This is a genomic window from Tenacibaculum profundi (assembly GCF_057162725.1).
The window spans coordinates 2,498,768-2,524,440 of record NZ_CM169894.1; the positions used below are offsets into that span (position 1 = coordinate 2,498,768).

Consider the following 25,673-nt stretch of genomic DNA (forward strand, 5'->3'; position numbering starts at 1 on the left):
TTTTATTGAAAATATTTTACTCTTTATTACGAGTTCATTAGCTCTTCGATTTCCTCAGCTTCGATAGGAATATTTCTCATTAGATTAAACGGCGTGTCGTTTTCTTTAATAACAACATCATCTTCCAGTCGAATCCCAAAGCCCTCATCAGGTAAATAAATACCTGGCTCAACTGTAAAAACCATATTAGCTTGCATTGGCTCATGAAGTAAACCGTAATCGTGTGTATCCAAACCAATATGATGAGAGGTACCATGCATAAAGTATTTTTTGTAAGCAGGCCATTCAGGGTTTTCATGTTGAACATCTTCTTTATTCAAAAGACCTAAACCTAATAATTCAGATGTCATTATTTTACCGACTTCAACATGGTAATCTGCCCAGATGGTTCCTGGAACTAACATTTTAGTAGCTTCATTTTTTACTCTATGAACTGCATTATAAACGGCTTTTTGTCGATCTGTGAACTTACCAGATACAGGAATGGTTCTTGTCATATCAGCAGAATAATTTGCATATTCAGCACCAACATCCATTAAAATAAGTTCTCCTTCACTACATTGTTGATTATTTTCTATATAATGCAAAACATTAGCATTGTTACCAGATGCTATAATTGGAGTGTATGCAAATTTTTTAGAGCGATTTTTTACAAACTCATGAATATATTCAGCTTCAATTTCATATTCCCAAACTCCAGGTTTTACAAAATTTAAAATACGTCTAAATCCTTTCTCTGTTATATCGCAGGCTTTTTGCATTAAATCAATTTCTATAGAATCTTTTACGGAACGTAATCTCTGTAAAATAGGATTACTTTTAGCGATTGAATGTGCTGGATATTTATTTCTAATCCAAGAAGTAAATCGATCTTCTCTTGTTTCGGTTTCAACAACAGCTCTGTAATGCTCATTTGTGTTTATATAAATAGTATCAGCGTAACTCATTAGTTCTCGCATTACCTTTTCCATGTCTTGTAGCCAAAAAACAGTTTTAATTCCACTTACTTCAAAAGCTTTATCTTTTGTTAATTTTTCGCCTTCCCATATGGCTATATGCGCATTCGTTTCTTTTAAGAATAAAATTTCTTGATACTGTGGTTTTGGACAACTCGGAAATAGAACTAAGATACTTTCTTCTTGATCTACGCCGCTTAAATAAAAAATATCTCGGTGTTGTTCAAACGGCAATGTACTATCGGCACTCACAGGATAAATATCATTTGAATTAAATACGGCTAAACTATTACCCTGCATTTGAGACATGAAATTTTTGCGATTTCTTTTAAAAAGATTGCTATTAATAGGTTGATATTTCATACGTACGTTTTTAATATTTAGAAACTTCCCGTTTCAAAATTAGTTAAAATACTAATGAGTGTTTGTAGCTAAATGCGAATATTTTATTTAATATATTATATAGAGTAATATTAACTGAGGTTTTAAGCTATAAAATAGTGAGTAATTTTTTTATCATAATAAGAAAGCTTTTTATAAATTTTAGTAAGTGACGACTGACTTGCCATCAAACATAAAAATGTTTCAACAAGGAATATTGTACTATTCTGAAATGGAGTTCTTTTCCTAAGGAATTAAAAAATAAGGAGAATCATAGAAATGCTATGCCTTATTCTTTTATAATAGGTAAATAACCGTAAATTTGCTTCCTTTAAAACAAGAAGTTACAGAAATGCAATACAATCATAAAGAAATTGAAGCAAGGTGGCAAAAGTACTGGGCTGATAACGGTACATTTAAAGCTGAAAATAATTCTGATAAACCAAAGTATTATGTGTTAGATATGTTTCCTTATCCATCAGGAGCTGGATTACATGTTGGACATCCACTAGGCTATATTGCTAGTGATATTTATGCGCGTTATAAGCGTCATAAAGGCTTTAATGTATTGCACCCTCAAGGATATGATAGTTTTGGATTGCCTGCTGAGCAATATGCAATTCAAACAGGACAGCACCCAGCAATTACTACAGAAACTAATATTAAAACATATAGAGGTCAGTTAGATAAAATCGGATTTTCTTTTGATTGGTCTCGTGAGGTACGTACTTCTAATCCTGAATACTATAAATGGACACAGTGGATTTTTATTCAACTATTCAACTCTTGGTACAATAAAGATACTGACAAAGCAGCAGATATTTCAACATTAGTTGCAATGTTTGAAAAAGAGGGGAATGCAAAAGTGAATGCAGTTTCTGAGGAGGATATTAAAAGTTTTTCTGCAGAAGAGTGGAATAGCTTTTCTGAAACTGAACAACAAGCAATTTTATTACAATATCGTTTAACGTATTTATCAGATACGGAAGTAAACTGGTGTCCTGCTTTAGGAACCGTGCTGGCAAATGACGAAATTGTAAACGGTGTTTCTGAACGTGGTGGACACCCAGTCGTGCGTAAAAAAATGACACAATGGTCAATGCGGATTACAGCGTATGCGCAACGCTTGTTAGATGGATTGAATAAAATAGACTGGCCACAGCCGTTAAAAGATAGTCAAACCAACTGGATTGGTCGCTCTCAAGGAGCGATGGTTTCTTTTAAAGTAGACAGTTATGATGCAAATATTGACGTGTTTACGACACGTCCTGATACTATTTTTGGAGTGTCTTTTATGACATTAGCTCCAGAACATGAGCTGGTAGCTAAGATTACTACTGATGCGCAGAGAGAAGCTGTAGAAACCTATGTTGAGGCTACAGCAAAGCGTTCGGAACGCGATCGTTTAGCAGATGTTAAAACGATTTCAGGAGTATTTACTGGAGGCTATGCTTTACATCCGTTTACAGGAAAGCAAGTGCCAATTTGGATTGGTGATTACGTGTTAGCTAGTTATGGAACAGGTGCGGTAATGGCAGTTCCTTGTGGAGATCAACGCGATTACGATTTTGCAAAGCATTTTGGATTAGATATTCCAAATATTTTTGAAGATGTTGATATTTCGGAGCAAGCTTTTGCTGATAAAGGAAAAACAGTTTTAGCGAATTCTGATTTCCTAAATGGATTGAATTATAAAAAAGGAATGAAAACCGTGATCTATGAAATGGAGCAACGCGGTTTTGGTTTCGGAAAAATAAACTATCGTTTACGCGATGCGGTATTTAGTCGTCAACGTTATTGGGGAGAGCCATTCCCGGTGTATTACAAAGACGGAATGCCTCAAATGATTGATAAAAAGTACTTACCAATCGTACTACCTGAAGTGGAAAAGTATTTACCTACTGAAGATGGAAAACCGCCATTAGGAAATGCTGAGGTATGGGCTTGGAATAGCGTTGAAAATAAAGTAGTAAGCAATGAGCTAATTGATAACGAAACGGTGTTTCCATTAGAGTTAAATACCATGCCAGGTTGGGCAGGGAGTTCTTGGTACTTTAACCGTTATATGGACGCTCGAAATGATGGTGCGTTTGTAAGTAAAGAAGCGGTTGAATATTGGAAAGATGTTGATTTATACATTGGAGGCTCTGAGCATGCTACAGGACATTTGTTATATGCACGTTTTTGGCAAAAGTTTTTATTTGATAGAGGTTTCTTACCTGTTGATGAGTTTGCTAAAAAACTAATCAACCAAGGAATGATTCTAGGAACTTCCGCAATTGTTTATAGAGTTTCTGGAACTGATACCTATGTTTCGGCAGGCTTAAAAGATCAATATGAAACAGAAGCGCTACGCGTAGATGTAAAGCTTATCAACTCATCTGATGAGTTAAACATAGAGAAGCTTAAGAATTGGCAGCCTCAATTTGCGAATGCAGATTTTAAATTAGAAGACGGGAAATATCTTGTAGGAAGAGAGGTAGAAAAAATGTCTAAACGTTGGTTTAATGTGGTTAACCCAGACGATATTTGCGAAGAGTTTGGCGCTGATAGTTTACGTTTGTTTGAAATGTTTTTAGGACCATTAGAGCAATTTAAACCTTGGAAAACTTCGGGCATTTCAGGTGTATATTCATTCTTGAAAAAATTATGGAAATTATTTCATAACAATGATAATTTCGAAGTTACCGAAGGAGAAGCAAGCAAAGAAAGTTTAAAAACATTACATAAAACCATTAAAAAAGTAGAAGAAGATATCGAGAATTTTTCTTTTAATACATCGGTTTCTACTTTTATGATTGCAGTGAACGAATTATCGGCACAAAAGTGTAGGAATAAAGAAATATTGAAACAGTTATTAGTTTTGATCTCACCTTACGCACCGCATATCGCAGAAGAATTATGGAGCAAGTTAGGTTACCAAGAATCTATTGCTTTTGCAAATTTTCCAATATTTGAAGAAAAGTATTTGGTTGAATCTGAAAAAGAATATCCTGTGTCATTTAATGGTAAAATGCGATTCAAATTGAATTTACCATTGGATATGGGTAAAGCGGATATTGAAAAAACAGTAATGGCTCATGAAAAAACACAGCAACAACTCGCAGGAAGAGAACCAAAAAAGGTGATTATTGTGCCTGGAAAGATTATCAATATTGTTGGGTAAAAGTTATTTCACTTGAGAGGTTATTGATTTAAAGGACATATTTTAAACCGATCCTCTAATAATTTAGACGATTTCTTTTTATTAGTCGAAATAACAAACTATTATATAAAATTAAGAAAAAGTCATTGTAAAAATTTGCAATGGCTTTTTTGCTACAGAATGTTGAATTCCTGTTGTTCTAATAATTCGGAGTAAAAAAGTTATATTGTCATAAGCAGGTAATCCAAAAATAACTAGGTAAGAACCATTAAAATTAAAATCTGTTTGAATGATAGTGAGTTATTTTAATTTAGGTTCGAGATTGATTATTTTTGAGTGTAGCATGGTTAAGACTAGATTTTTTGTTTCTTTTTCATTAATGGAAAAAGAAATAGACTTAAAAAACACAAGTCGCAATAAAGTTTATGTCTTCTAGAAAAAGTATGAAAGAGATCAGTTAAATTCATAGAACATAATAATTAAACCAAAAAAATGTCACGAAAACTTCATTTAACCACGAGAAAAGTACATCGTTATTTAGGATTATTTATTGGTGTTCAATTTTTATTTTGGACACTTGGAGGCCTTTATTTTAGCTGGAACAATATGAATGATGTTCATGGTAAAACCCTATTGGATAAATCAGAAAAGAGTTTTAGTTTTAAGGTAAGTCAATCTTTGGTTAGATGTCTGGATTTGTTGGAGCTTAAAGAAGGTTTTAAAGGAGATCAAATACAAGGTGTTATCCTTGGTAAGGATAGCATCCTTCGAGTTTCTAACGAGAAAGGCACACGATTAATAGCGTTATCTCATGGAACGTATCGTTTACGCAACGAACTAACAAAAGAAGAGGTACTTACTTTTGTAGAAAGTAGATTATACGAGCCTATTCCTGTAAAAAATACGGAACTCTTAAAAAACACGGTAAGTAAGCATCATGAATATCGAGGAAAACCATTACCTGCGTATATCGTTAAGTTAGAACACGAAACAGATACAAAGGTGTATGTTCATCCAGAATTGGCAAAAATAACCACAGTGAGAAATAATAATTGGAGACGATTTGATTTTCTATGGATGTTACATGTTATGGATTTTGAGACTAGGGATGAAATTACAAATTGGATGTTAAGGGTATTTTCAATTTTAGGCTTGCTAACTATTCTGTCTGGTTTTTATCTATTTTACCTCAGCTCATCAACCATTCGAAAAATAAAACAGCAGTTTTAACTATGTAAATAGTTAATTGAATTCGATTAGACTTTTATCACTTAATAAAACTTTCTTAATTTTACACAAAAATAAAATTAGTGAGCTTTTTTTCATGTAATCAAGACTTATCAGCTTCTCATGTAAATTATTACGAAAAGGTTGATGCTATTCCTAATAAAGTTTATGAGGATTTAAAGTGTAAAAATAATCTTTATTTTCATCCAAGTTATTTAATTGCTTTGGAGACGCATAATCCACAAATTAAATTTGCTTATATTGTCTTAAGTAATGAATTGGGTAACTATATAGGTTTTTTTGTAATTCAAGTCATTGATTTTTATTCAGATAGTTTTCAGGATGACACTCAAACTATTTTCGAATACCTCAAATGTATTGCTAGGAATCTTCGAATCCTTCCCCAAGGAAAGCCATTAAAAGTTCTTACTTGTGGAAATACTTTTGTAACGGGAGAACATGGCGTTTTTATTCGATCAGATCAGGATAAAAAAAATATAGTTAAGCAATTTTCAAAAGCGATCGCAGGGTTAGTTAATTCTAAAAAAGAACTAAACGAAGAGATCGATGTTTATATGATAAAAGATTTTACTAAAGAGTCAACTTTTATTACCGACGAACTAAAATCAGATGGATTTTATGACTTCAAAGTAGCGCCTAACATGGTGATGAAAATAAATAAAGAATGGAATGACTTTGAAGATTATCTCTTGGCTATGAAAACAAAATTTAGAGTAAAAGCAAAAAAAGCGCTTTTGAAGAGTGAACGGTTACATATAGCTGATATTCAATTGAAAGACTTGGACTCCATAATTCCACAAATGACTGAACTTTATAAAAAAGTATCGAATAAGGCGAGTTTTAATTTAGGTGCTTTCAATTTGATAACTTATAAAACGTTAAAAGAAAATCTTGGTGAATATTATATTTTAAAGGGATATTGGCTGGGAACCAAATTAGTTGGGTTTATGTCAGGTGTTATTAACCAAAAGGATATATTAGATGCCCATTTTGTTGGAATAGATTATGACTTAAATAGAGAACTAGCTATTTACCAAAGAATGCTTTATGATTATGTTGATATAGCGATTCAAAGAAAGGTAAAACAAATTAACTTTGGTAGAACTGCCAGTGAAATAAAAAGCTCTGTAGGAGCAACTCCAGAAGAAATGACCATTTATTTGAAACATAGGAAGCATTTACCGAATAAAATACTTAGCTTATTTTTGAAAAAGATTAAACCAACAGGCTTTAATCAAAAATACCCTTTTAAGTCAGTACTTGTTAAATAATTCTATTTGATGTTTAAGTGGTTGTTATGTAGGTTTTAACAGCTTTTTTGTTGTATAATACCTTTTATTATAAAAAAATGAGAGATAGAGAAGACTTATTAAAATTGCTAATTTTGGAAGATGTTGGAAATAATTGTTTTAAAGGAACGAGCACAGATATTGGTAGTTTAAATATATTTGGAGGACAAGTAGTGGCTCAATCTTTAAATGCCGCTTATCGTACTCTTCCAAAACAAAGAGTTTTACATTCATTACATTCTTATTTTTTAGAACCAGGAGACCTGAAGTTACCAATAACTTACAGTGTTGAGAAAATCAGAGATGGTGGTAGTTTTTCAACACGGCGTGTGACCGCATTTCAAAATAAAAAAACAATGTTTATTTTATCATGTTCCTTTCATAAAATAGAAAAAGGGTATGAGCATCAAATGCCAATGAAAGTAAATGTAAAGCAACCAGAGGAATTATTAAGTTGGTCTTGTATTGTAAAACAATATGGTACTTTTATTCCCAGAAAGATGAAGCATTTTTTGGGTATTGAACGCCCCATTGAGTTTAAGCCCGTCCAGCTTATAAATCCCTTAACTAAAGAAGATTTACCTCCTGTTGTTGATGTTTGGTTTAAGCTAAAGGGAAGTCGAGAAAATATAGAGCTATCGCTAAAACAGCAAATTTTGGCTTATATATCAGACTATAATATCCTAACTGCCTGTCTCTATCCAAATGCAAGTAAAGCTCATTTTGGAAATACTCAAATGGCAAGTTTAGATCATGCTATGTGGTTTTATAGAGATTTTAATTTTAGTGATTGGATACTGTTTTCTGTTGAAAGTCCAAACTCTTTTGGTGCAAGAGGCTTTTCACGAGGAAATATATATACTCGCGATGGCAAATTAATAGCTTCCATAGCTCAAGAAGGTCTTATAAGGCCTATTAAATAGAAGAGCATCGGGGATAGGGTTAGCCTTTAGTAGATTTTTTTAGGTTTATAATCATAGAATCGCAAATCAAATAACGTGCTATATAGTATATAAAAGTATAGGAAAATACATACATTATGTCATAATCGATGAAGTTATTGAAAGTCATTAAAATATCTGCAAAAACAAGGAGAAACAATCCTATGAAATACAGTTTATTCCGACGATTCATCTTATTGAGATAATTGATATAGGAAAATAAAACCATGACTACAGAAGATAGGCCCATAACAATAAAAATTTCTACTATTTCTTGTATGTAAGGTTTCAAAATTGTGTAAATAACAATAAAAACCAAAAGAGACAAAAAAAGATAAAAAATTAAAAACTTTAATTTCGTTTGGATTATAGCCTTGCTTGCAATAATAATATATAAGAATCGATTAGCAATAAGGGGTAGGGAGCCTATAAAAAGAAAGTCTTCGGAAAAAATAAGAAAGGCATCTGAGGCCATTGAAAATAAAAGAACTAACAGATAGTAATAATTTATTATTCTAGTCTTATTTAGATACATAAAAGTTAATGAAAGTATCGAAAGAAGCTTTAAAATAAGCTCTATGGTAGAGTCATTATCTATAAAAATAAAAGAAAGTAAAGATATTGTTAAGTAGAGTAAGGTGTATCCATACTCCTCCATTATCATATAAAGTTCATTTTTTATTGACATCTTTTTTATATAGCGAGTAAATTGAAATTTTAGGAAGGTACTAAAATCTAAATGTAACAAATATTTTGATTATTATAATGCGTAAATATCTAAAAACACAAAAAAGATTTTATTTTTTTATTAAATGTTGTTTGATGATTTTTTTTATGATTTAATTTTTGATAAGTACAATTTTTTCCATCTCTTTTTCAATAATTTGTTTATAAAAACTTTTTGTTGTTTTGTAGTAAGTAGGAGGTATCGCGTGTTGATTCATTTGTAACAAGCATTCAGCTCTTATTTTATCCTTTTCATAAAGAATTCTATATTTAAATACGCCTATATTTTCTGGTAAGCCAATCGCAATTGAACTTGGAGCCGATTCAATACTGTAGTTTTCTGGAATTTTAATTGTTGCTGAAAATTTTTCTTGCCATGGTATCAGAAAGTCTATAGGGTAATTTCTTTCCTCAGTTTTAAAAGGATTTTTCCTTTTAGTTAGGAAAATCATAGGGTTAAAATAAATTTTATTACCTATTTCTTCAATAAAATCTTCAGATGTAAATTTAAATGAACGAGTTGGTTTCTTTGAAAGATCAGATCGGTTTTTATCTTTAAAGCTAATAATCTCAATGTTATAATTATTCTCTAGTTCATTAATTATTTCATCCTCCTTTTTACTTTCATTATTACTTCTAAATATTAAAGCATTATGCCTGTCATAAGTTTTTCGATAATTTCCAATTATAGATAAATCACTATCAATAACAAAATTTAATTGATTTAGTTCTTGAGTTTGATTATCGGGGATTAAGGGGACTGTGTTCGAAACTCCGTTTTTTCTAATTTCTCTTCCTTGCCAATTTAGACAGTGTAGGGGTAAAATATTAGGAACAGAAAATTTATCTGTGGCATCAAGTAAAACAGATTTTCCATCCATGAAATTGACTTTAGCAATAACATAATTAAACCCTTGTCGTGTAGGAAAAATAGGAATACCGTTAGATTTGGTACTTACCAATACAGGATTGGCTGTAAGACCAGCATACCGAAGCATTGAAGTTAACATAAGATTGATTTCTGCAGTATTACCAACCCCCTCTTTATAAGCTTTTTTAACTCCTTTTTCAGTGTACTTATTATAGTACCCGTTCCAAGTTATTTTGGATTTAACAAAATTGAAAATAGCAGTTATTTTTTCATTACTTGTTTTTGTTGCGTTTAAAATAGTTTTTATATCGTCTTTATAGTAACTAGATTTGCTTAATTGCTCACCAAAGCTATTAGACTCGAATATTTCTTTGCTCACCTCTTCCCAAGAGGTTGCCATATTTTTATAAGGAGTGTTTGGAAACCTTGTTCCAGAAAGTTCAAATTCCATTCCTCCTCTGTAATTTTGAATGTTACCAGCGTAAGGTTCGTTGTCCTTCATAGCAGGTATGTTCTTTGCATTGAAGGTATATTTATTCCCCGTATAGCTTACTTGATTGTTTTGGTAACTTGTAGTGTTGGTATAACCGTTACTTCTATATTTTGTTTGAAAATTAATACTATTTCTGTAAGAAGTTTCTTTTATAGGAACTGAAAAGTAGCCCTTTGAACGCTTATTAAATATAAAGTATTCTGGTATTTTGACTTGGTAGTCAAGAACATCTACAGGAATATTGTATTGAAAATTTAAAGTTCTTATAGACCAAAAAGGCGATATAATTTTGTATTTTAATTCAAGAATACTTCCTTCTTTAATTTGAGGAAAGGTAATTTTTTTCTCAGAGTAGTATTTATTTAACTTTTCTTTAAAAATATGTTCCGAGGTAACTTTGATTTTTTTAGGTTTATTATCTTGAATATTAAATGTATAAGCCTTTTCTATGATAACCTTTTCTTTATTTCCTGACTCAGGAGAATAAAATGATATTTTTTTAGTCGCCTTTGAAAAGCCCTCTTTAGAATATATTTTAATTCTTTCATGACATTCTGTTATTACAACAAAGCCCTCACCTTTATCATAATTGAAATAAGTGTTTCGTTTTTTATATAAATATGATGCATTAGCTGTTGAATCAATAGGGTGTTTAACTTGCATCAGCGCATCTTTAGATACCTTTCCAAATTTAATTTCTTGAGAAAAGAGAGAAGCTGAAATTAACAATACTATAAAGGCAATCGATTTTTTCATGTGTTTTTAATTTTTATAATTTGCGCTTACGTTTTGCTATAAAAACTATTGATTTTAAAAATTCTATAATTTTCCTATGGCTTAGCAAACAATTTTAGGATATGTATTATTTCGTAAGTTCTATTCTTTGATTGTCGTGGCGAGTTACGGATTTTATAAACTTTCTGTATAAGGAGTAATCTTCTTTAGAAAAAATACCTTCGGTTAAAGAAAACTCTCGAGTGTATTTAATAGATTTATTACCCATCTTTTCGAAGGCTACTTTATAGTAGCCAAATTTGTTTTTAATTTCTTTACCTTTAGGTAGTTCGTTTATTTGATGGTCTTCAGGAATTTCAATTAAATACTCATCTTTATCTGTAAAGCTATGGTATAATTTTAAAGGCATTTTCCTGTTTCTGTAGCGATCTGGAATACTAGTGTTTCTATTTAAAACATTAGGCTTAAACAAATAATTAGTTTCACTTACAGTTGCATAATTATCTATGGCAAGTTCTAGTTTTTCAGTAAATTCAACAGTTTCTTTATTATTATTGAATTCAGCTGATACTAGCTCTAGATTATTATTGTAATCCCAACGATATTCTTTATAGTACTTCTTAAGTTTTTTTTGCGTATAATCTTTAACGTAGAACTTATTGTCATATTGGGTTCCCGTAGATTTTGCAGTTAATGAGCTCGTCAAGTTTCCATTTTTTAGAAGTTTCACTTGTGCTAAGGTATTTTGAAAACTTGAGTTTTTATAGCTCGGGGTTCTTTTAATGATCCCTCCCTCAGGTGTAATTACTAGTACGTCCCGGTCATCAGTAAAATCTCCTAAAAAACCAAAAGGCATTGTTTGACTTGTGCACTCTAACCATATATCATCCTTACCTTTGATAGGTATATTTAAAATCATATGATTTCCTTCGATAGATGAAAAATCGGTATCAATATTTCGTTTTTTACCAGCAAAAACAATAACATGATAAGATGATATTCCGATGGCTTTAAGTAATGCGTTTGTATAATTAGTTAAACCTTTACAGTCTCCATAGCCTGATATATCTACCCTATCAGCGGTTATTGGTGACCATCCTCCGATATCAATTTGAACCCCAATATAACGTGTTTTATTTTGGACAAACTCGTATACTTTTTTGATTTTTTCTTCTACTGTTTTAAGGTCTTTCACAAGCTCTTTTACTTTGGTAATGGTTGCTATAGACAATTCATTTTTTCCCTCATATAAGTTTGTATAGATCCAATTTCCAAATTCAGTCCAGTTTTTAGCCTTTCCTTTAACTCCTTTAAGAGAAAAAGAGTTTAAAGCCAGCCTTAAGAAAGGAGTAGTGCTGTATAAAGAAGGCGCTTTTTTTTCATGTTTTATAGCTATGTGATCATTTAAACTATATTGTAAAAATTGTTCGTTTTCTTCTTTTTTAATAGAATAGCCTGTGAAATTTTCTTCTTTTTTTCGAAGAGTTATATTCCTTGGGTTTTTTAAAGAAAAAACACTTTTTTCTACGGAAATTCTATAATCTTCTAGTGGAATCCATTTAGGAATAAATGCTGTAGAGGAGTTTTGATATTCTGATTCGAACACTATTGTATATGGATAAGATATCGGGGTATGTTCCAAATATTTCAGTCTTGAATCTGAATATAATTGCCCGCCTTCTACTGCGCTAATATCTTTAAAATCATTTTTTGAGTATTTTTTTATTTTATTTCCTGAAGCATCATAAATAATTGCTGATATTTTTTTAATTTTAGTATCTTCATTATAGTATTCAAAAGCTCTGATATGCTTATTACCTCTCTTGTTAAGAACTGTTACGATTCTTTTGTTAGATACTATTAGTTTATCAACTTCAGCGACTGTTATAATTTTATCAGAAAGTCTCAAAACCGCATCGGCATTGGCTTTAAATTCTTCAGAAATAAGGTTTACGTTTAATTCGGTATCTTGAGAAAAAACAGTGTTATGTAAGAATAACAAAACAAAAATAGCTCTGTAAAAGGGTTTCATGCAATTAATTAATGAAATAAGATTGCGAATTTATAAAAAAAAATAAAAGTGTTAAAGTTTTTTTTGTGGTTTTAAAAGACATTCCTATACTTAGGGTCTAAATGTTATTCTTGATTGGTAAAATGAAGTGCTTATAAGTTGTATGATTTGATTTAAAATAAGTTTACAATTCATTTCTTCTTTTGAATAATTGATTATGTTAAAAGTTAGTTTAATGGTTAATGATAGGTTAACGAGACTGTATTATAGCTTTATTCAATAAAGTTTACAATACTTTTGAATTGTGAGAACGAAAATCAAAATATTAATTATAGCTTCTGCTTTAGCACTAATTGTTTTGTCTGCAATTCAATATGCTTTAATTAAAAATACCTTTAAGTTACAACGTGATATTTTTTTTAAAGAAATAAAACAAGAATTAAAGTTTTTAGAAAAAATTGATAGATGGGATGACACATATGCAAAAATGTTTGAGGGTGCTTTATCTCAATGCGATGATAATGTAATTCAAGCTGAGCAATTACGTGTACAGTTTTATAAAAAAAGAGATAGTTTAAATGAAAGATTTAAAAGTTATTTTGCTGAAGAAATTGAAACTAAAAAGCTTACGTTTCCTATATCTTATCAAAAAAATATCACTAGCGCTATTGTTTTTAATAAGTTGGGAAAAGATACTTTGGTGAGTGCCGAAAATGAGCCTGTATTGCTTTTTGGAGATTTATTAAATAATGATACGAGATATCATGTGAACACAGGTGAATGGTCATCTATGAGTTCTTCTAAGCAAAAGGACAATAGAATGGATTTAGTAAATAAAAATAGGGGTTTTGAAATTACAACAAGTAGCTATATTGATGTGAAAAATTGGGAAATTGAGGTTTTAAGACGTATGTTTTGGGTGCTTTTGGCAAGTTTTGGTTCCATCTCAATGATTATTATGTTGTTTACTTATGCTTTTTATGCGGTTATAAAACAAAAAAGAAATGCAGATATAAAAACGGACTTTGTTAATAACATAACCCATGAACTTAAAACCCCTTTAGCCACTTTGAGTATTGCTACTAAAACATTACAAACAAATGCTATTCAAAATAGTAAAGCTAAATTTCAATCAACTGTAGCAACTATAGATAGGCAAAGAAAAAGGCTTCAAAAACTTGTTGATCAGGTGGTTAATGATTCTTTAGGTTTTGAAAGTATTCAGCTTGAAAAAAAAGAGATGGATGCTAAAATATGGTTAGAAAACTTATTGAATGATTATTGTTTGCAACATAATAACATCAGTATTGTAAGCCATTTTCATTCTGAAAGTACGAAACTAGTGTTAGATGAATTTCAATTTAATACTGCGATACTTAATATATTGGAAAATGCAACCAAGTATGGAGCTAGTAAAATTTGTGTTTCTACAGAAAAATCAAACACAGAATTTGCAATTATAATTGAAGATAATGGAGTTGGTATTGCCAAAAATGATCAAGCAAAGGTATTTGATAAATTTTATAGAATAGCGAATCAAACCGTTCACAACATAAAAGGATTGGGTTTGGGATTGTATTATGTAGATCAAATTGTTAAAGCTCATGGAGGATATATTAATTTAAAAAGCGAGGTTTCTAAAGGAACAATACTAATTATTAAAATTCCAATTGAATAAAGTAAATTATACAAAGGCATCGATGATGAACGGATTGTTATTTATAAACAAAATTTGATCTAATGGAAGTAATAAATAATAAACAAATGAAAACGATTTTATTAGTAGAAGATGATCTTGATTTTGGTAACATTTTACAAGAATATTTAAGCTTACATGAATTTCATGTTATTTGGCTTAAAGATGGAGAGGAGGCTTTGAAAAGAATTCACAAAAGCCATTTTGATATCTGTGTTTTTGACGTAATGATGCCTAAATTGGATGGATTTTCATTAGCCGAAAAAGTAATTGAGTATAATCCTGAAATTTCTTTTGTTTTTTTAACGGCTCGGAATCACAAAGAAGACAAAATTAAAGGGTTGAAGTTAGGAGCAGATGATTATATTATAAAGCCATTTGAAGCAGAAGAGCTTATTTTGCGAATACAAAACATCATTAAAAGAACACAAAAGAAAGCTGTTGATTCACCATCAAATACCAGTTTTAGTATTGGGAAATACCAATTTTTTAAAACTAGGCTTGAATTAAAATATAAGGATAGTATCCAACGGTTAACAGAAAAGGAAGCAGCACTAATTCAGTTTTTATTTGAACACAAAAATCAATTGCTAAAAAGAAATGAAATATTAGAAGCCATTTGGAAGGCTGATGATTTTTTTACAGGAAGAAGTATGGATGTATTCATTAGTCGCCTTCGGAAATATTTTAAAGAAGATGCTTCTATTAAAATTGAAAGCATAAGAGGTGTAGGGCTTGAATTTAAAATTTCTTAAAAATAAAATAGTATTAATCATTTTTAATTGATGTAAATAATTACTGTTGAACATTCTTTGGTTTTTTAACCAGCTGTTTAAGATTGATATACAACATAAAATAATTTCTGTACTGTTTTACAGGAATAATGATTTTAATATCATAAATCAATATATAATTCTAAAACCGATAATTATGAGAAATGCAATGTGTTTAGTGTTTTTTTTAGCCATTATAATGGCAACAGCTCAAAAAAAGAAGGAATCAGCCCAATCGTTAACTGAAAACTATGGGAACACGGATAGTATGAGCTACTTTAGTAATAGTACGTTAAATAAAAGTAAGTGTAATGGTTCGAGTTCTATTTCAGTTAAAAGTAACAAAACCACGTATAAATTTAAAGCTTCCTTTAATGATGAGATTACAGCTGATGTAAGAGATTTTCTTCAGATGAAATTTAAAGATCTAAAATTTTCTAATACCAATCAAACTACTTTTTGGACAATAGTTAAAAATAAAGAAGAGGCTTTTAGTTGTAAATTAAGTGAGGGACATGTTAGAATTTATGCTGATAAAGAAATGATTTCAAAAGGTTTTCAAGAAAAATTAAAAGCTATTGGCGAAGAACTTAAATATGTAATTAATGGAGAAGCTATGAAGGGGGCTAATGACGCTAGAAAAGAAGTAGCAAAGAGAAGATTAGCGCATGCGAAAAGAGAGTATGAGAGGGCAAAGCGTTATTATGAAAAAACGACTAAAGTGAAGTAAGGAACGAAGAAAAAAGTCCCATTTTCGTATGTTTAAAAAATGGGACTTTTTATAGTTTTATTTTGCATTTAACTCTGTAAAATATTTATAAAAGTAAGGAATGGTTTCAATACCTTTTAAATAATTCCAAACACCAAAATGTTCATTGGGTGAGTGAATAGCATCAGAATTTAACCCAAATCCCATCAAAATAGTTTTACTCTTTAATTCTTCCTCAAATAAAGCGACAATAGGAATGCTACCTCCACTTCTTTGAGGAATTGGAGTTACCCCAAATGTTTCTTCATACGCTTTACTTGCAGCCTTATAGCCAACGCTATTTACAGGAGTTACATATCCTTGTCCTCCATGATGAGGAGTTACTTTTACTGTTACGCTTGCTGGAGCAATATTTTCAAAATGGGCTTTAAATAATTCGGTAATTTTTCTCCAGTCTTGGTTGGGTACCAAACGCATTGAAATCTTAGCATAGGCTTTACTTGCAATAACAGTTTTAGCCCCTTCACCAGTGTAGCCTCCCCAAATTCCATTCACATCTAAAGTAGGTCGAATAGAACTCCTCTCGTTGGTAGAAAAACCACTCTCACCATAGACATCATCAATAGCCAAAGCATTTTTATATGCTTCTAAAGAAAAAGGGGCTTTAGCCATTTCATCTCGCTCCGATTTCGATAATTCTTCAACATTATCATAAAACCCAGGAATGGTAATATGATTGTTTTCATCATGCAAAGAAGCAATCATTTTTGTTAAAATATTAATCGGATTGGCTACCGACCCACCATAAAGACCAGAATGTAAATCTCTATTAGGACCAGTGACTTCAACTTCAACATAACTTAATCCTCTTAATCCTGTGGTAATTGAAGGAATATTGTTTGCGATCATTCCTGTATCAGAGATCAAAATGACATCATTCGCTAATTTTTCTTTATTTCTAGGTACAAACCAAGCTAAACTTTCTGAGCCTACTTCTTCCTCTCCCTCAATCATGAATTTTACATTACAGGGTAAATTACCAGTATGGGTCATATATTCCAGCGCTTTTACATGCATGTACATTTGACCTTTATCATCGCAGGCACCTCTTGCAAAAATAGCACCTTCTGGGTGTATATCGGTTTTCTTAATTACGGGTTCAAAAGGAGGAGAGTCCCATAAGTCAATTGGATCAGCGGGTTGTACGTCATAATGTCCGTAAACTAAAACTGTTGGGAGTGTAGGGTCAATTATTTTTTCTCCATAAACAATTGGATAGCCAGGGGTTTCACATATTTCAACTTTATCACAGCCAGCTTTTTCCAAACTATCTTTTATACTTTCGGCTGTATTAAGTACATCCTGATTGAAGGCAGGATCAGCGCTAACAGAAGGGATTTTAAGGAGCTCGATGAGTTCATTTAAAAAACGTTGCTTATGATTGCTTATATATTCTTGAATAGTTTGCATTGTAATTTAATTAAGTACGCTAAGTTAACAGATTTTTTTTGAATTCTTTTTTCAAAAAAGATGTGACTTTTTTATTGCTTTTGTTTCATAAATACAGGGTGTATATACGTTTATCTTATTGTAAAATATCATATCTAAAATTTAGGAATGATTATTGATTAGATTAGTTATATAAAAAAGGTACTTATTTTGATTTGAATTAATATTCTATTTTCTAATCTTAGAAGGGTTTGAGATAGATTCTAAAGGAAAGCTCTCGTTAGAGAGCTTTCTGAATTATTGATATGTTTTGATTTACAGTGAGGTATGGAGGTGTGCTGTAAAAGTTTTAAAAATAGCTTTGATATTTGAATAGTTTATGTATATTTGCACGCACAATTTTAGTATACGCGGGCGTGGTGGAATTGGTAGACACGCTAGACTTAGGATCTAGTGCCGCAAGGTGTGAGAGTTCGAGTCTCTCCGCCCGTACAAAATAAAAGCTTTAGATTTTTTCTAAAGCTTTTTTTATATTGTCAAATAGTTTATGTCTTTAAAAGGATTATTCACATTTGTAACAAACAAGTTCAATTTCTACATCAATAATGCCTCCAGGTATTTTGGCCATAGGGATTAGGGCACTTGCGGGTTTGCTTCCTTTTAAAAATTTACCTCTTTCCCGTAAGAAAATATCGAAGAACTCATTGTCCATTCGTGTAGTATATTGCTTGATCATAGTAATGCATTCTGGCTTAGAGCCTGCTTTTTTTAATATATCATCTAATTTTTTAAAAATCTTTTGTAATTGTTGTTCTAAGTTCAAGCCTTCGCCATTTTCTCCCCGAGCATTGATTCCAGATACATATATCATTTGAGCATTTTTAGGTGCAATGGTAGCATAACTATAGGTACTTCCAGGGTCTATATATACGGTTTTTTGTGCAGCTTCTTTTTTTTCTAAAGTGGCATTTTGATCTTGATTTTCTTTGAGTTCTGTGTTCTTTTTCATATCACACGAAGAAAGAAATAAACTTAGTAAAAAGCTATAAAAATAAATGGAAGTGTTCATAATATGCTGTTTTTCAAACAATAAATATAGTTTTTTGTTTTTTTTGAATTTAAAATTTTAACAATTTTAACTTAAACTAATAAGATGGTTTTTTATGCATTTTTTTTACGTTTTAGTTGTTGGGTAAAGAGAAAATGTTGTTATATCGAAGGTTAATGAAATTCCGTAAACTGATCTATTTATCGTTTTTTAAATGATGTGTTTGAAAAATAAATTTTGTAAAAAGAATAAGGGGAATAGGGGAACGATTTTCAGGGTTTTGAGTATAAAAAAGAATTTAGAAGCGCTTTTGATTAGTAATACTAGTTTATATATTTGAGTTAATTAATATATGAGAAATTTTTCAAAAAATTAGAAAATTAAGCAAGGTAGCTCAGTGTTGGTAACACTGAAATCTATATTAAAATCAATGAGTTACTTTACTGATTTTATTTATACTTAAACAAAAACATTCAAATTAAAAAACATGAAAAAAATATTTGTAACCTTAGGGCTGTTAAGTTTTATTACATCATGTAGTGATGATAGTGAAAAAGTAACAGATCAAAATAAAGAACTCATTTTTGGCATGTGGAGGCTACATAAAGTGTATGATAAAAATGGAATGGTATTAAATGAAAATAGGTATGAAAAGAAAAAAACTTTAGAGGTAAAGGCAGATGGTATTTATGAATTTCCATTTGTTATTGAGGATAGGGGATCTAAAGAATTAAATAAAAAAACACCAACGAATATAGAGTTAAGAGATGATCGCATGGTTATGCATTCGAATGGAAAAGTTGTAAAGTACGGATGGGTACATTTCCCAAATGAAAATACTTTTGAGTTAACAGATATTGTTGATGAGGTAAATGAGGGGGCGTTATCTGGAAAAGGAAATAAGGAAATTTGGATAAGAATAATGAAATGAACAAAGACAAACATTGTTTTTCTTTTTGTTTAAGTTAAGAAGGAGTTGTTTGGATAGTAATGTATTCATTTTAGAATCATACGATTTTTTGAAATGACAATAGTAGTTGATACCTGAAATCAATAGTTTTTGGTGTATTTTCCGAAAAAATATGAGACTGATATTATTTTTTAGAGAGAGTAATATGTGTTTTGTTTTTAGTGTTTTAAAGTGTTTTGTTTTTATAGAACTTTTCATACTCTTCTTAATTTCCTTCTATATCTTTAAATCCATAACCTTTTAAAAATTTTTTAAACACTTCCTCTCAATCTTCAAAAAAAGCATTATTATCTAAACCCATATAATTATTGTTCAACCATTAAATCATTTAATGACAATATATCTTTCTAACTCTTTGATAAGCCGCATTTGAAAGAGGTTTAGATTTATTTACTATTTTTCCTCTAAAGTCTCAAACTTTTTATAATCTTCATAAGTGAATTCTCCTGTAAGGATAGGTTTGTAAAATTTTTCTAATTTTTCTCGAACATACATCATTTCTCCTTTATATGTTTTAAAAGTATTTAATTTTAGATGCTTATTATAAATTTTACTAGATTCAGAAAAATTGATTTGTAAGATTTTTTCAAGGATACTCCCTTTAATATGTTCTTCTCTAGTACTTTTAAATATTCTACATACTCCTATGTGAGGAAAATTACAAAGCATATTAATTTCTAATATCCAAAACTTGCTTTTGTAGAATTTTTCATAATCTTCCTCATCTCCTCCTATATCTTCAAACCCATAACCTGCTAAAAAATCTTTAAATACTTCATCACAATCCTTAAAAAAGGTGTCATATCCTATATCATCTATCATTTTATTATTGTTTGACCATTAAACCATTATCTAGTAAAGTATATCCTTTACTTCTCAAATATTTATATTTCTAAGACATAAAGGTTCTAGTTTTTTAAAAATTACCATTATTTACTTTAAGAGAAATGCGAACTTATCTATTCTTTTAATTTTTCTAAGATGATATTACAGTTATTTATATCTTCTTCAAAAATCAAATCGGATATTAATCCACTTGGTTTTGAATAATTATATTCAAGTATTCTTGAATTTTTTTCAATAATTATGTCGTCATGCACATTGTTCATTATTTCTTCAATCAACAATAGAGCCTCCGAATCCTCTAGCTTTTTTGAAAAATCAAAATTTTTGTTTGATATTAGTTTATTTATAAAATTATCTAAAGTTTCTGATCTCCAATAATTATTCAAAACATACTCATCAATTTTTTTATTAGTAATTTTTTGAATTTTAGTTTGTAATTCTTTAATTGTTAAATCAGAGTCCTCAAACTCTTTCATCAATTTTTTAATTATTTCAAACTCTTTCATTTTAAATGCTAAATTATGGTTTACAATAAGATAGGAGTTGCCCTAAAAAACAACTCCTATGCGTTATTTGCAAATTATATTTTCAATTGGTTTCGATGTAAACCCTGTCATTCCAGTATCTAATAATGCATTTAATAACCGTTCACTAATAAAATTTTTTAGGTCTAACCCTCTTGTTTTATATACATCATACTTAGGAAACTCTTTTTTGAAAATTATTTTTTCCCATTTCATACGTTGATGCCATGGTAGTTTTTGATTAATTTTTTCAATTTCCTCCAAAGAAAGGCTCAGATTTAACTCCGAAATAACTTTATAAACTCCATTTTTATCATCGTATATTATAGCTTTCGATTCTTCTTTATCCAACCAACTAAAAAAATCATTAATCGCATAATGAAACCAAAAATATTCCAAAAGTGTTCCTTTGAGATATACTTTTATAGGATAAAAAGCATGTGGTGGTAAATTGATTTTTTTTAAAATGGCTCTAAATTTCCCACTAACAATAATCCCTGAAATATCACCAAAATGTAAGTAATCTGTAGCGTTTGCATCTTTATGCAATTCTAGTTCTAAATTGGGTATAAAATTAGGAAATGAATGTGGTTCTACAGCCCAATGACTATCGGGTAAAGAAGGATTATATCCTTTTTTTAAGCTCGTTTGTGGATAATGCCCAATCACTTCTAAATTATCATAATCCCAACTAATACTGTAATACTTCATAAGATCTTAAAATATTAATATTTGTATAAAAATGATACAAGGAGCCACTATTGCAGCTCCTTTGTTATTATTACTCATTAACAATTTTATCGTAAGGTTTTACTGTAAAACCAGTCATTTCTGCTTTTTGTAAAGCCTTTAATAAATCTTCACTTATTAAAGTTCTCAAGTATCCTACCTTTGAAATTTTAATGACATCATAGGCTGGAAAATTCTGTTTAAAATAAATTTCATTAACCCTCAATTCTTGTTGGCGCGGTAAAGCCTTTTTATATTCTCGAATATTATCTAAATTAGGAATGAGAATTACTTTTTCTATTTCCTTTTTAAATTTCTTACCAATTTGAGCTGTTGATTTTTTTAAGTCAACATACTCCCAAATATCGATGATATAATGAAACCAAAAATATTCCAAAAGCGCTCCTTTATGATATACTTTTATAGGATAAAAAGCATGAGAAGGTAATTTAAATTGCTTTAAAATATTTTTAAACTTGGTATTCACAAGCATACCAAAATCTACATATTTTTCTAAAAAATCCGTTGGATAAGCTTTATCATGCAATTCTAGTTCTAAATTGGGTATAAAATCAGGAAATGAATGTGGTTTTACATTCCAATAACTATCGGATAAAGTTGGATTATATCCCTCTTTAATATTTATTTGTGGATAATGCCCAATCACGTCTAAATTATCATAGTCCCAATCAATTTCAAAATATTTCATTGACATTAGTTTAATGTTTTATCTAACCTCAAACAGCAGTTGGGGTAGAACCGTCTTTAATGAGTTTATGGGCAACTTTATCAATACCTAATTGATTTCTAAAAGCCCATTGTTTTATTCTATTATTGGGATTCTCAAAGTCAGATAAATTATTATATAACACTATTTTTCTTAGACCATTTTCTAAAACTACATTCTCTTCACAGTCTGTAAATTCTTCCCATATTTCTTTTGAAATATATTTATAATAAACATCCGAGAAGTACATCATTGCACAAGCACCAAACCACAATCTATCTCCTGTTTTGATAAGGTGATAATGTGTTGGTATACTTTCTAAATCGATTAAATACTTATCTCTTTCACTTGTACTCTCTCGATTAGGTAATAGTCTTATATAAGAGGGGACTTTACCTAATTTTCTAATCCAACTTCTATGTGTCTCAACTCTAGATAATGTAATGTCTAAATCGTTATGACAATATGCAAATAGGATGTGTTGTTCAAGTAGAGTGACGATTTTAAGAAATAATTCCTGCTTAATTATATTTCCGAAAACTCTTAATACCCCTTTTGATTGCTGAAAACCAATAAATAGATCATCTTCTTTACTTTTCAGCTTCAATAAGTCAAACCTGTAATTATTTGACTTATAATATTCTGCAAACGGTTTAAAAGATTTAAATCTTTTTTCTCCATATAAAACCTTTTCAACATTAGTAGTATATTCATATATCAAGTTTTTAGACGGAAATATTTGTTCTACTTTCCTTATCAAATCTATAAGTAAATTTGAGTTTACAGATTCATTTAAGGTGATATTGAAATTTATTTTAATCATTTTAAAAAGGTGTTATTTTAATTTTATCCACATCTGTAAACTCATCTAACAAGTCATCTACGTAATCCAAAATATTATCCATTTGATTTTGAGTTAAGGAACCTTCTTCAATCACAAAATCTAAAACCCTATTCTTTCCAGCATGATTGACCCCTATCGCAATATCATTGTTTAGCTTTCTGACATACCCTCTTAATGTCGTTTTTAGAGTTGATATGGATTTATCTGCTCGTTTATATGATTTCAGGGATACGACCTCATTAATATTTGCAAGGACACCGTCAAAATCCAAAGTCCTATAATTTGGAATTATATCATTTAAATTTTGATAACCGCCATATTTATTACCCCATTGATTAAATATTTCTTCAATTAAATCTCCTCTCTTGAATTGACCAGAGGAAACATTGTTAAGGCTCCATATTGTAGTTCTGTTTTCAGTTAACAATAGATCATCTAGATTATTTGAGACAAAATCAGGTACATCAACTTTTTTCAAAAGCGCTAATTCTGATGTTGTAAATCTCCTCACCGCTTTAGTCAAGCTAATATATACTTTATCCCCTATTTTAGTTGCAATTTTCCAAGCTTTTTTTGTTCTAGTTGCTTTCACTATAACTTTTACTAATTTACCTCCTGGAACTACTTCAACAACTAGTAATCCTGCGGCTAACCAACGTGAAGCGGTTTGTCCATCAAAATCTTTCCCGTCAATTAGAACTTTAACATCTTCCACAGGGATGATAACACTTCCAATAAATTTAGCTAGGGCTGTAGTACCTAATTCAAACAGTACTTCTAGTTCTTCTTTTGTGCTAGAAGGACCTAGAATAAGGTAGTTAGACCAGTGTTGAGCTCCGTTGGGTTTAATGTACCAAGATTTACCTCCAGCTTCACTTCTTAATTTTCTAACTAACTGATTGTTTTTGTTTAATACAAGGGTGTTATCGCTATTAATAACCACAGCCCCGTCAGTCATTTTATAATACGTAGTGTTTCCATCACTGTAACGGTGTGTGTATTCTTGTCCTACTTTTCCGTTAATTCTTCCTGTAGCGGGTTGCCACTTTACTGTAATACGTGTAAGTATATTGTCTAGTTCAATTTGTCCAAGAGCCCATTGTTGAGCCTCAGCAACACTCCAACTATTTCTACGGTCTAACGGTGCCAGTATCTTTTTTAAATAGTCTGTAGCATTTTTTTCAGACATAATTATAGTTGTTTGCCTTACAGGGTCATTAAAAAACATAAGTTTATCGAGTTCCCTACTGGCATGTGCATTGGTGTAAAAAAACTGTCGGTGTAGTTCGTTAGTTACATTACCGCGGTTTAGCCAATTGGTTGTTTTACCCCCAGCATAAAGAGCTGTTTTAATATGATTATTAAAAACAGTATTGGTATTTGCAATGGTTTGAGGAGTTATCAACGATTTTGTTTTGGCTACCATATCACGAAATACGTTTGAGCGGTAATTTTCGTTTAACCATTGAATTCTGTCAGGCTGTTTGATACGGTAGGTATTTATTAAATAATCGACTTCGGAAGTTGCACCAATAGCAGTCTTACTCAATATGTTTGCAAGCTCTCTATTTTTCTTACTAATCCATTTGTTATTTAAATCTCTTATATTATACATATAAAGGCTATAAGATCTAGAATCAAAAACAGAAAACCCTCCTTCTCTGTGTTGCTCTGCATATTGCTGAATTTGCGCAACACTAAGCATTTCATGCTGAAATTTTGAATTGGTGCGCGATAAGTATGGTCCGATCCTTCTACTATCTTTTATTTTAAATATAAGAGACTGTATATAATCTAATTTTGACCAATCATTGAGATGATTGTAATATTGGTGTTTCTGCCCTACAGCACTATTTAAGATACGGGTATGGTCTTCACTGTTAAAACTGTTTAGTTTTTTATTAACGAGATTACTTACGTGATACTTAGCTATGGCAGGTTCAACTTTTTTAATTAGTTCTTGTCGAATTCTAGATAATTGGGGTATCGATACAATTCTTTGTACGGGAATATTATTGACTCTTCTATCAGCATATAAAGCATTGTTTCTATTGCCCCCTTTGAGTTCATTTTCTCTGTGTTGAAGAATTTTTAACTCCTTTAGCAGGTTGTTTTGTGTGGTTTGGTTTCTTTTGTTTTCACCAGAATACCGATTTCTTGTTTTTGAAATTAACGTGTTAAGGTTTTTCTTTTCTGTAAAATTAAATAAGGTATTTTTGGCATCGTTAAAGTTGCTAAATCTTTTGCCTAGTACTCCTTCTATTTCAGGTTTAATTCTATTGTTCTTTTGATGTTCTAGCCATCGTCGTAATTTACGTTTGGCCGCCATTTGAATGAGGTGTTCATTATTGGCTATAGTTTGAAGGCTAGAACTGTAATTGAAACTTATATTGTCAAGTCCTTCAACATTTCGGGTGTCTGGAAAATTTGGATTTCGAACTGCTGTTCTTCTAGCTTTATATTCACCGTTTTTTAGGTGTCTAGCACTTCGGCTTTGTCTTTGTGCTTGCAAGGGAATTATAAGCCCTAATACAAGTAATAAATAAAATATTTTTTTCATCG

The 25,673-nt window shown here is 30.5% G+C and carries 20 protein-coding genes and 1 tRNA gene; 9 read left to right on the top strand and 12 right to left on the bottom strand.

All coding sequences use genetic code 11. The annotated features are described in order from the left end of the window. Positions 1 to 26: 26 nt before the first annotated feature. Entirely contained in the window at positions 27 to 1,319 is a 1,293-nt protein-coding gene (locus AC2GW8_RS10160) for an aminopeptidase P N-terminal domain-containing protein (RefSeq protein ID WP_440879765.1), read from the bottom strand. Positions 1,320 to 1,689: 370 nt separating this feature from the next. Here AC2GW8_RS10160 and leuS point away from each other — a divergent pair, with 370 nt between their 5' ends. The 4 genes from leuS to AC2GW8_RS10180 all read left to right on the top strand — a co-directional run bounded on the left by leuS (position 1,690) and on the right by AC2GW8_RS10180 (position 7,942). Further along, positions 1,690 to 4,503, top strand: coding sequence for a leucine--tRNA ligase (leuS, locus tag AC2GW8_RS10165; RefSeq protein WP_440882202.1), 2,814 nt, complete (start codon positions 1,690 to 1,692; stop codon positions 4,501 to 4,503). Positions 4,504 to 4,974: 471 nt separating this feature from the next. Continuing rightward, a complete protein-coding gene (locus tag AC2GW8_RS10170; protein ID WP_440879766.1) occupies positions 4,975 to 5,712 on the top strand; it encodes a hypothetical protein in 738 nt (245 codons plus the stop codon). Between the two features lie 80 nt (positions 5,713 to 5,792). Then, the gene (locus AC2GW8_RS10175) at positions 5,793 to 7,001 is read left to right on the top strand and encodes a GNAT family N-acetyltransferase (RefSeq protein WP_440879767.1); all 1,209 of its coding nucleotides are present in this window, start codon (positions 5,793 to 5,795) and stop codon (positions 6,999 to 7,001) included. 77 nt (positions 7,002 to 7,078) lie between these two features. Beyond that, positions 7,079 to 7,942 (top strand): acyl-CoA thioesterase, encoded by an 864-nt coding sequence (locus AC2GW8_RS10180; protein ID WP_440879768.1) that lies wholly within the window; start codon positions 7,079 to 7,081, stop codon positions 7,940 to 7,942. Positions 7,943 to 7,961: 19 nt separating this feature from the next. On the opposite strand, the gene AC2GW8_RS10185 is transcribed toward AC2GW8_RS10180, so the two are convergent. The 3 genes from AC2GW8_RS10185 to AC2GW8_RS10195 form a co-directional block, all read right to left on the bottom strand. Beyond that, entirely contained in the window at positions 7,962 to 8,648 is a 687-nt protein-coding gene (locus AC2GW8_RS10185) for a lysoplasmalogenase family protein (RefSeq protein ID WP_440879769.1), read from the bottom strand. 151 nt (positions 8,649 to 8,799) lie between these two features. Next, a complete protein-coding gene (locus tag AC2GW8_RS10190; RefSeq protein WP_440879770.1) occupies positions 8,800 to 10,806 on the bottom strand; it encodes a DUF3858 domain-containing protein in 2,007 nt (668 codons plus the stop codon). Positions 10,807 to 10,912: 106 nt separating this feature from the next. Continuing rightward, entirely contained in the window at positions 10,913 to 12,817 is a 1,905-nt protein-coding gene (locus AC2GW8_RS10195; RefSeq protein WP_440879771.1) for a DUF3858 domain-containing protein, read from the bottom strand. 283 nt (positions 12,818 to 13,100) lie between these two features. On the opposite strand from AC2GW8_RS10195, the gene AC2GW8_RS10200 reads away from it, so the two are divergent. From AC2GW8_RS10200 to AC2GW8_RS10210, 3 genes are all read left to right on the top strand, one after another. Next, positions 13,101 to 14,474 (top strand): sensor histidine kinase, encoded by a 1,374-nt coding sequence (locus tag AC2GW8_RS10200; protein ID WP_440879772.1) that lies wholly within the window; start codon positions 13,101 to 13,103, stop codon positions 14,472 to 14,474. Between the two features lie 86 nt (positions 14,475 to 14,560). Then, positions 14,561 to 15,247, top strand: coding sequence for a response regulator transcription factor (locus tag AC2GW8_RS10205; RefSeq protein ID WP_440882203.1), 687 nt, complete (start codon positions 14,561 to 14,563; stop codon positions 15,245 to 15,247). A gap of 175 nt (positions 15,248 to 15,422) precedes the next feature. Next, a complete protein-coding gene (locus AC2GW8_RS10210) occupies positions 15,423 to 15,995 on the top strand; it encodes a hypothetical protein (protein WP_440879773.1) in 573 nt (190 codons plus the stop codon). A 57-nt stretch (positions 15,996 to 16,052) separates the two neighbouring features. Here AC2GW8_RS10210 and AC2GW8_RS10215 read toward each other — a convergent pair whose 3' ends face one another. Beyond that, positions 16,053 to 17,444: a dipeptidase gene (locus tag AC2GW8_RS10215; RefSeq protein WP_440879774.1), complete on the bottom strand. Its 1,392-nt coding sequence runs from the start codon at positions 17,442 to 17,444 to the stop codon at positions 16,053 to 16,055. 389 nt (positions 17,445 to 17,833) lie between these two features. Here AC2GW8_RS10215 and AC2GW8_RS10220 point away from each other — a divergent pair. Next, a tRNA-Leu gene (locus AC2GW8_RS10220) sits at positions 17,834 to 17,915 on the top strand. Between the two features lie 70 nt (positions 17,916 to 17,985). Here the strand turns inward: AC2GW8_RS10220 and AC2GW8_RS10225 are convergent. Beyond that, the gene (locus tag AC2GW8_RS10225; protein ID WP_440879775.1) at positions 17,986 to 18,432 is read right to left on the bottom strand and encodes a RidA family protein; all 447 of its coding nucleotides are present in this window, start codon (positions 18,430 to 18,432) and stop codon (positions 17,986 to 17,988) included. A gap of 526 nt (positions 18,433 to 18,958) precedes the next feature. Here AC2GW8_RS10225 and AC2GW8_RS10230 point away from each other — a divergent pair. Beyond that, positions 18,959 to 19,402 (top strand): hypothetical protein, encoded by a 444-nt coding sequence (locus AC2GW8_RS10230; RefSeq protein ID WP_440879776.1) that lies wholly within the window; start codon positions 18,959 to 18,961, stop codon positions 19,400 to 19,402. A 432-nt stretch (positions 19,403 to 19,834) separates the two neighbouring features. On the opposite strand, the gene AC2GW8_RS10235 is transcribed toward AC2GW8_RS10230, so the two are convergent. The 6 genes from AC2GW8_RS10235 to AC2GW8_RS10260 form a co-directional block, all read right to left on the bottom strand. Beyond that, entirely contained in the window at positions 19,835 to 20,263 is a 429-nt protein-coding gene (locus tag AC2GW8_RS10235; protein ID WP_440879777.1) for a hypothetical protein, read from the bottom strand. A 137-nt stretch (positions 20,264 to 20,400) separates the two neighbouring features. Further along, the gene (locus AC2GW8_RS10240; protein ID WP_440879778.1) at positions 20,401 to 20,793 is read right to left on the bottom strand and encodes a hypothetical protein; all 393 of its coding nucleotides are present in this window, start codon (positions 20,791 to 20,793) and stop codon (positions 20,401 to 20,403) included. A 63-nt stretch (positions 20,794 to 20,856) separates the two neighbouring features. Then, positions 20,857 to 21,522, bottom strand: coding sequence for an imm11 family protein (locus AC2GW8_RS10245; RefSeq protein ID WP_440879779.1), 666 nt, complete (start codon positions 21,520 to 21,522; stop codon positions 20,857 to 20,859). A 70-nt stretch (positions 21,523 to 21,592) separates the two neighbouring features. Then, on the bottom strand, positions 21,593 to 22,249 hold the full coding sequence (locus tag AC2GW8_RS10250) for a hypothetical protein (protein ID WP_440879780.1): 657 nt from the start codon (positions 22,247 to 22,249) through the stop codon (positions 21,593 to 21,595). Positions 22,250 to 22,277: 28 nt separating this feature from the next. Continuing rightward, complete coding sequence (locus tag AC2GW8_RS10255) at positions 22,278 to 23,090, bottom strand: hypothetical protein (protein WP_440879781.1); 813 nt, start codon at positions 23,088 to 23,090, stop codon at positions 22,278 to 22,280. 1 nt (position 23,091) lies between these two features. Continuing rightward, positions 23,092 to 25,671, bottom strand: coding sequence for a hypothetical protein (locus AC2GW8_RS10260; protein WP_440879782.1), 2,580 nt, complete (start codon positions 25,669 to 25,671; stop codon positions 23,092 to 23,094). Between the last annotated feature and the right edge of the window lie 2 nt (positions 25,672 to 25,673).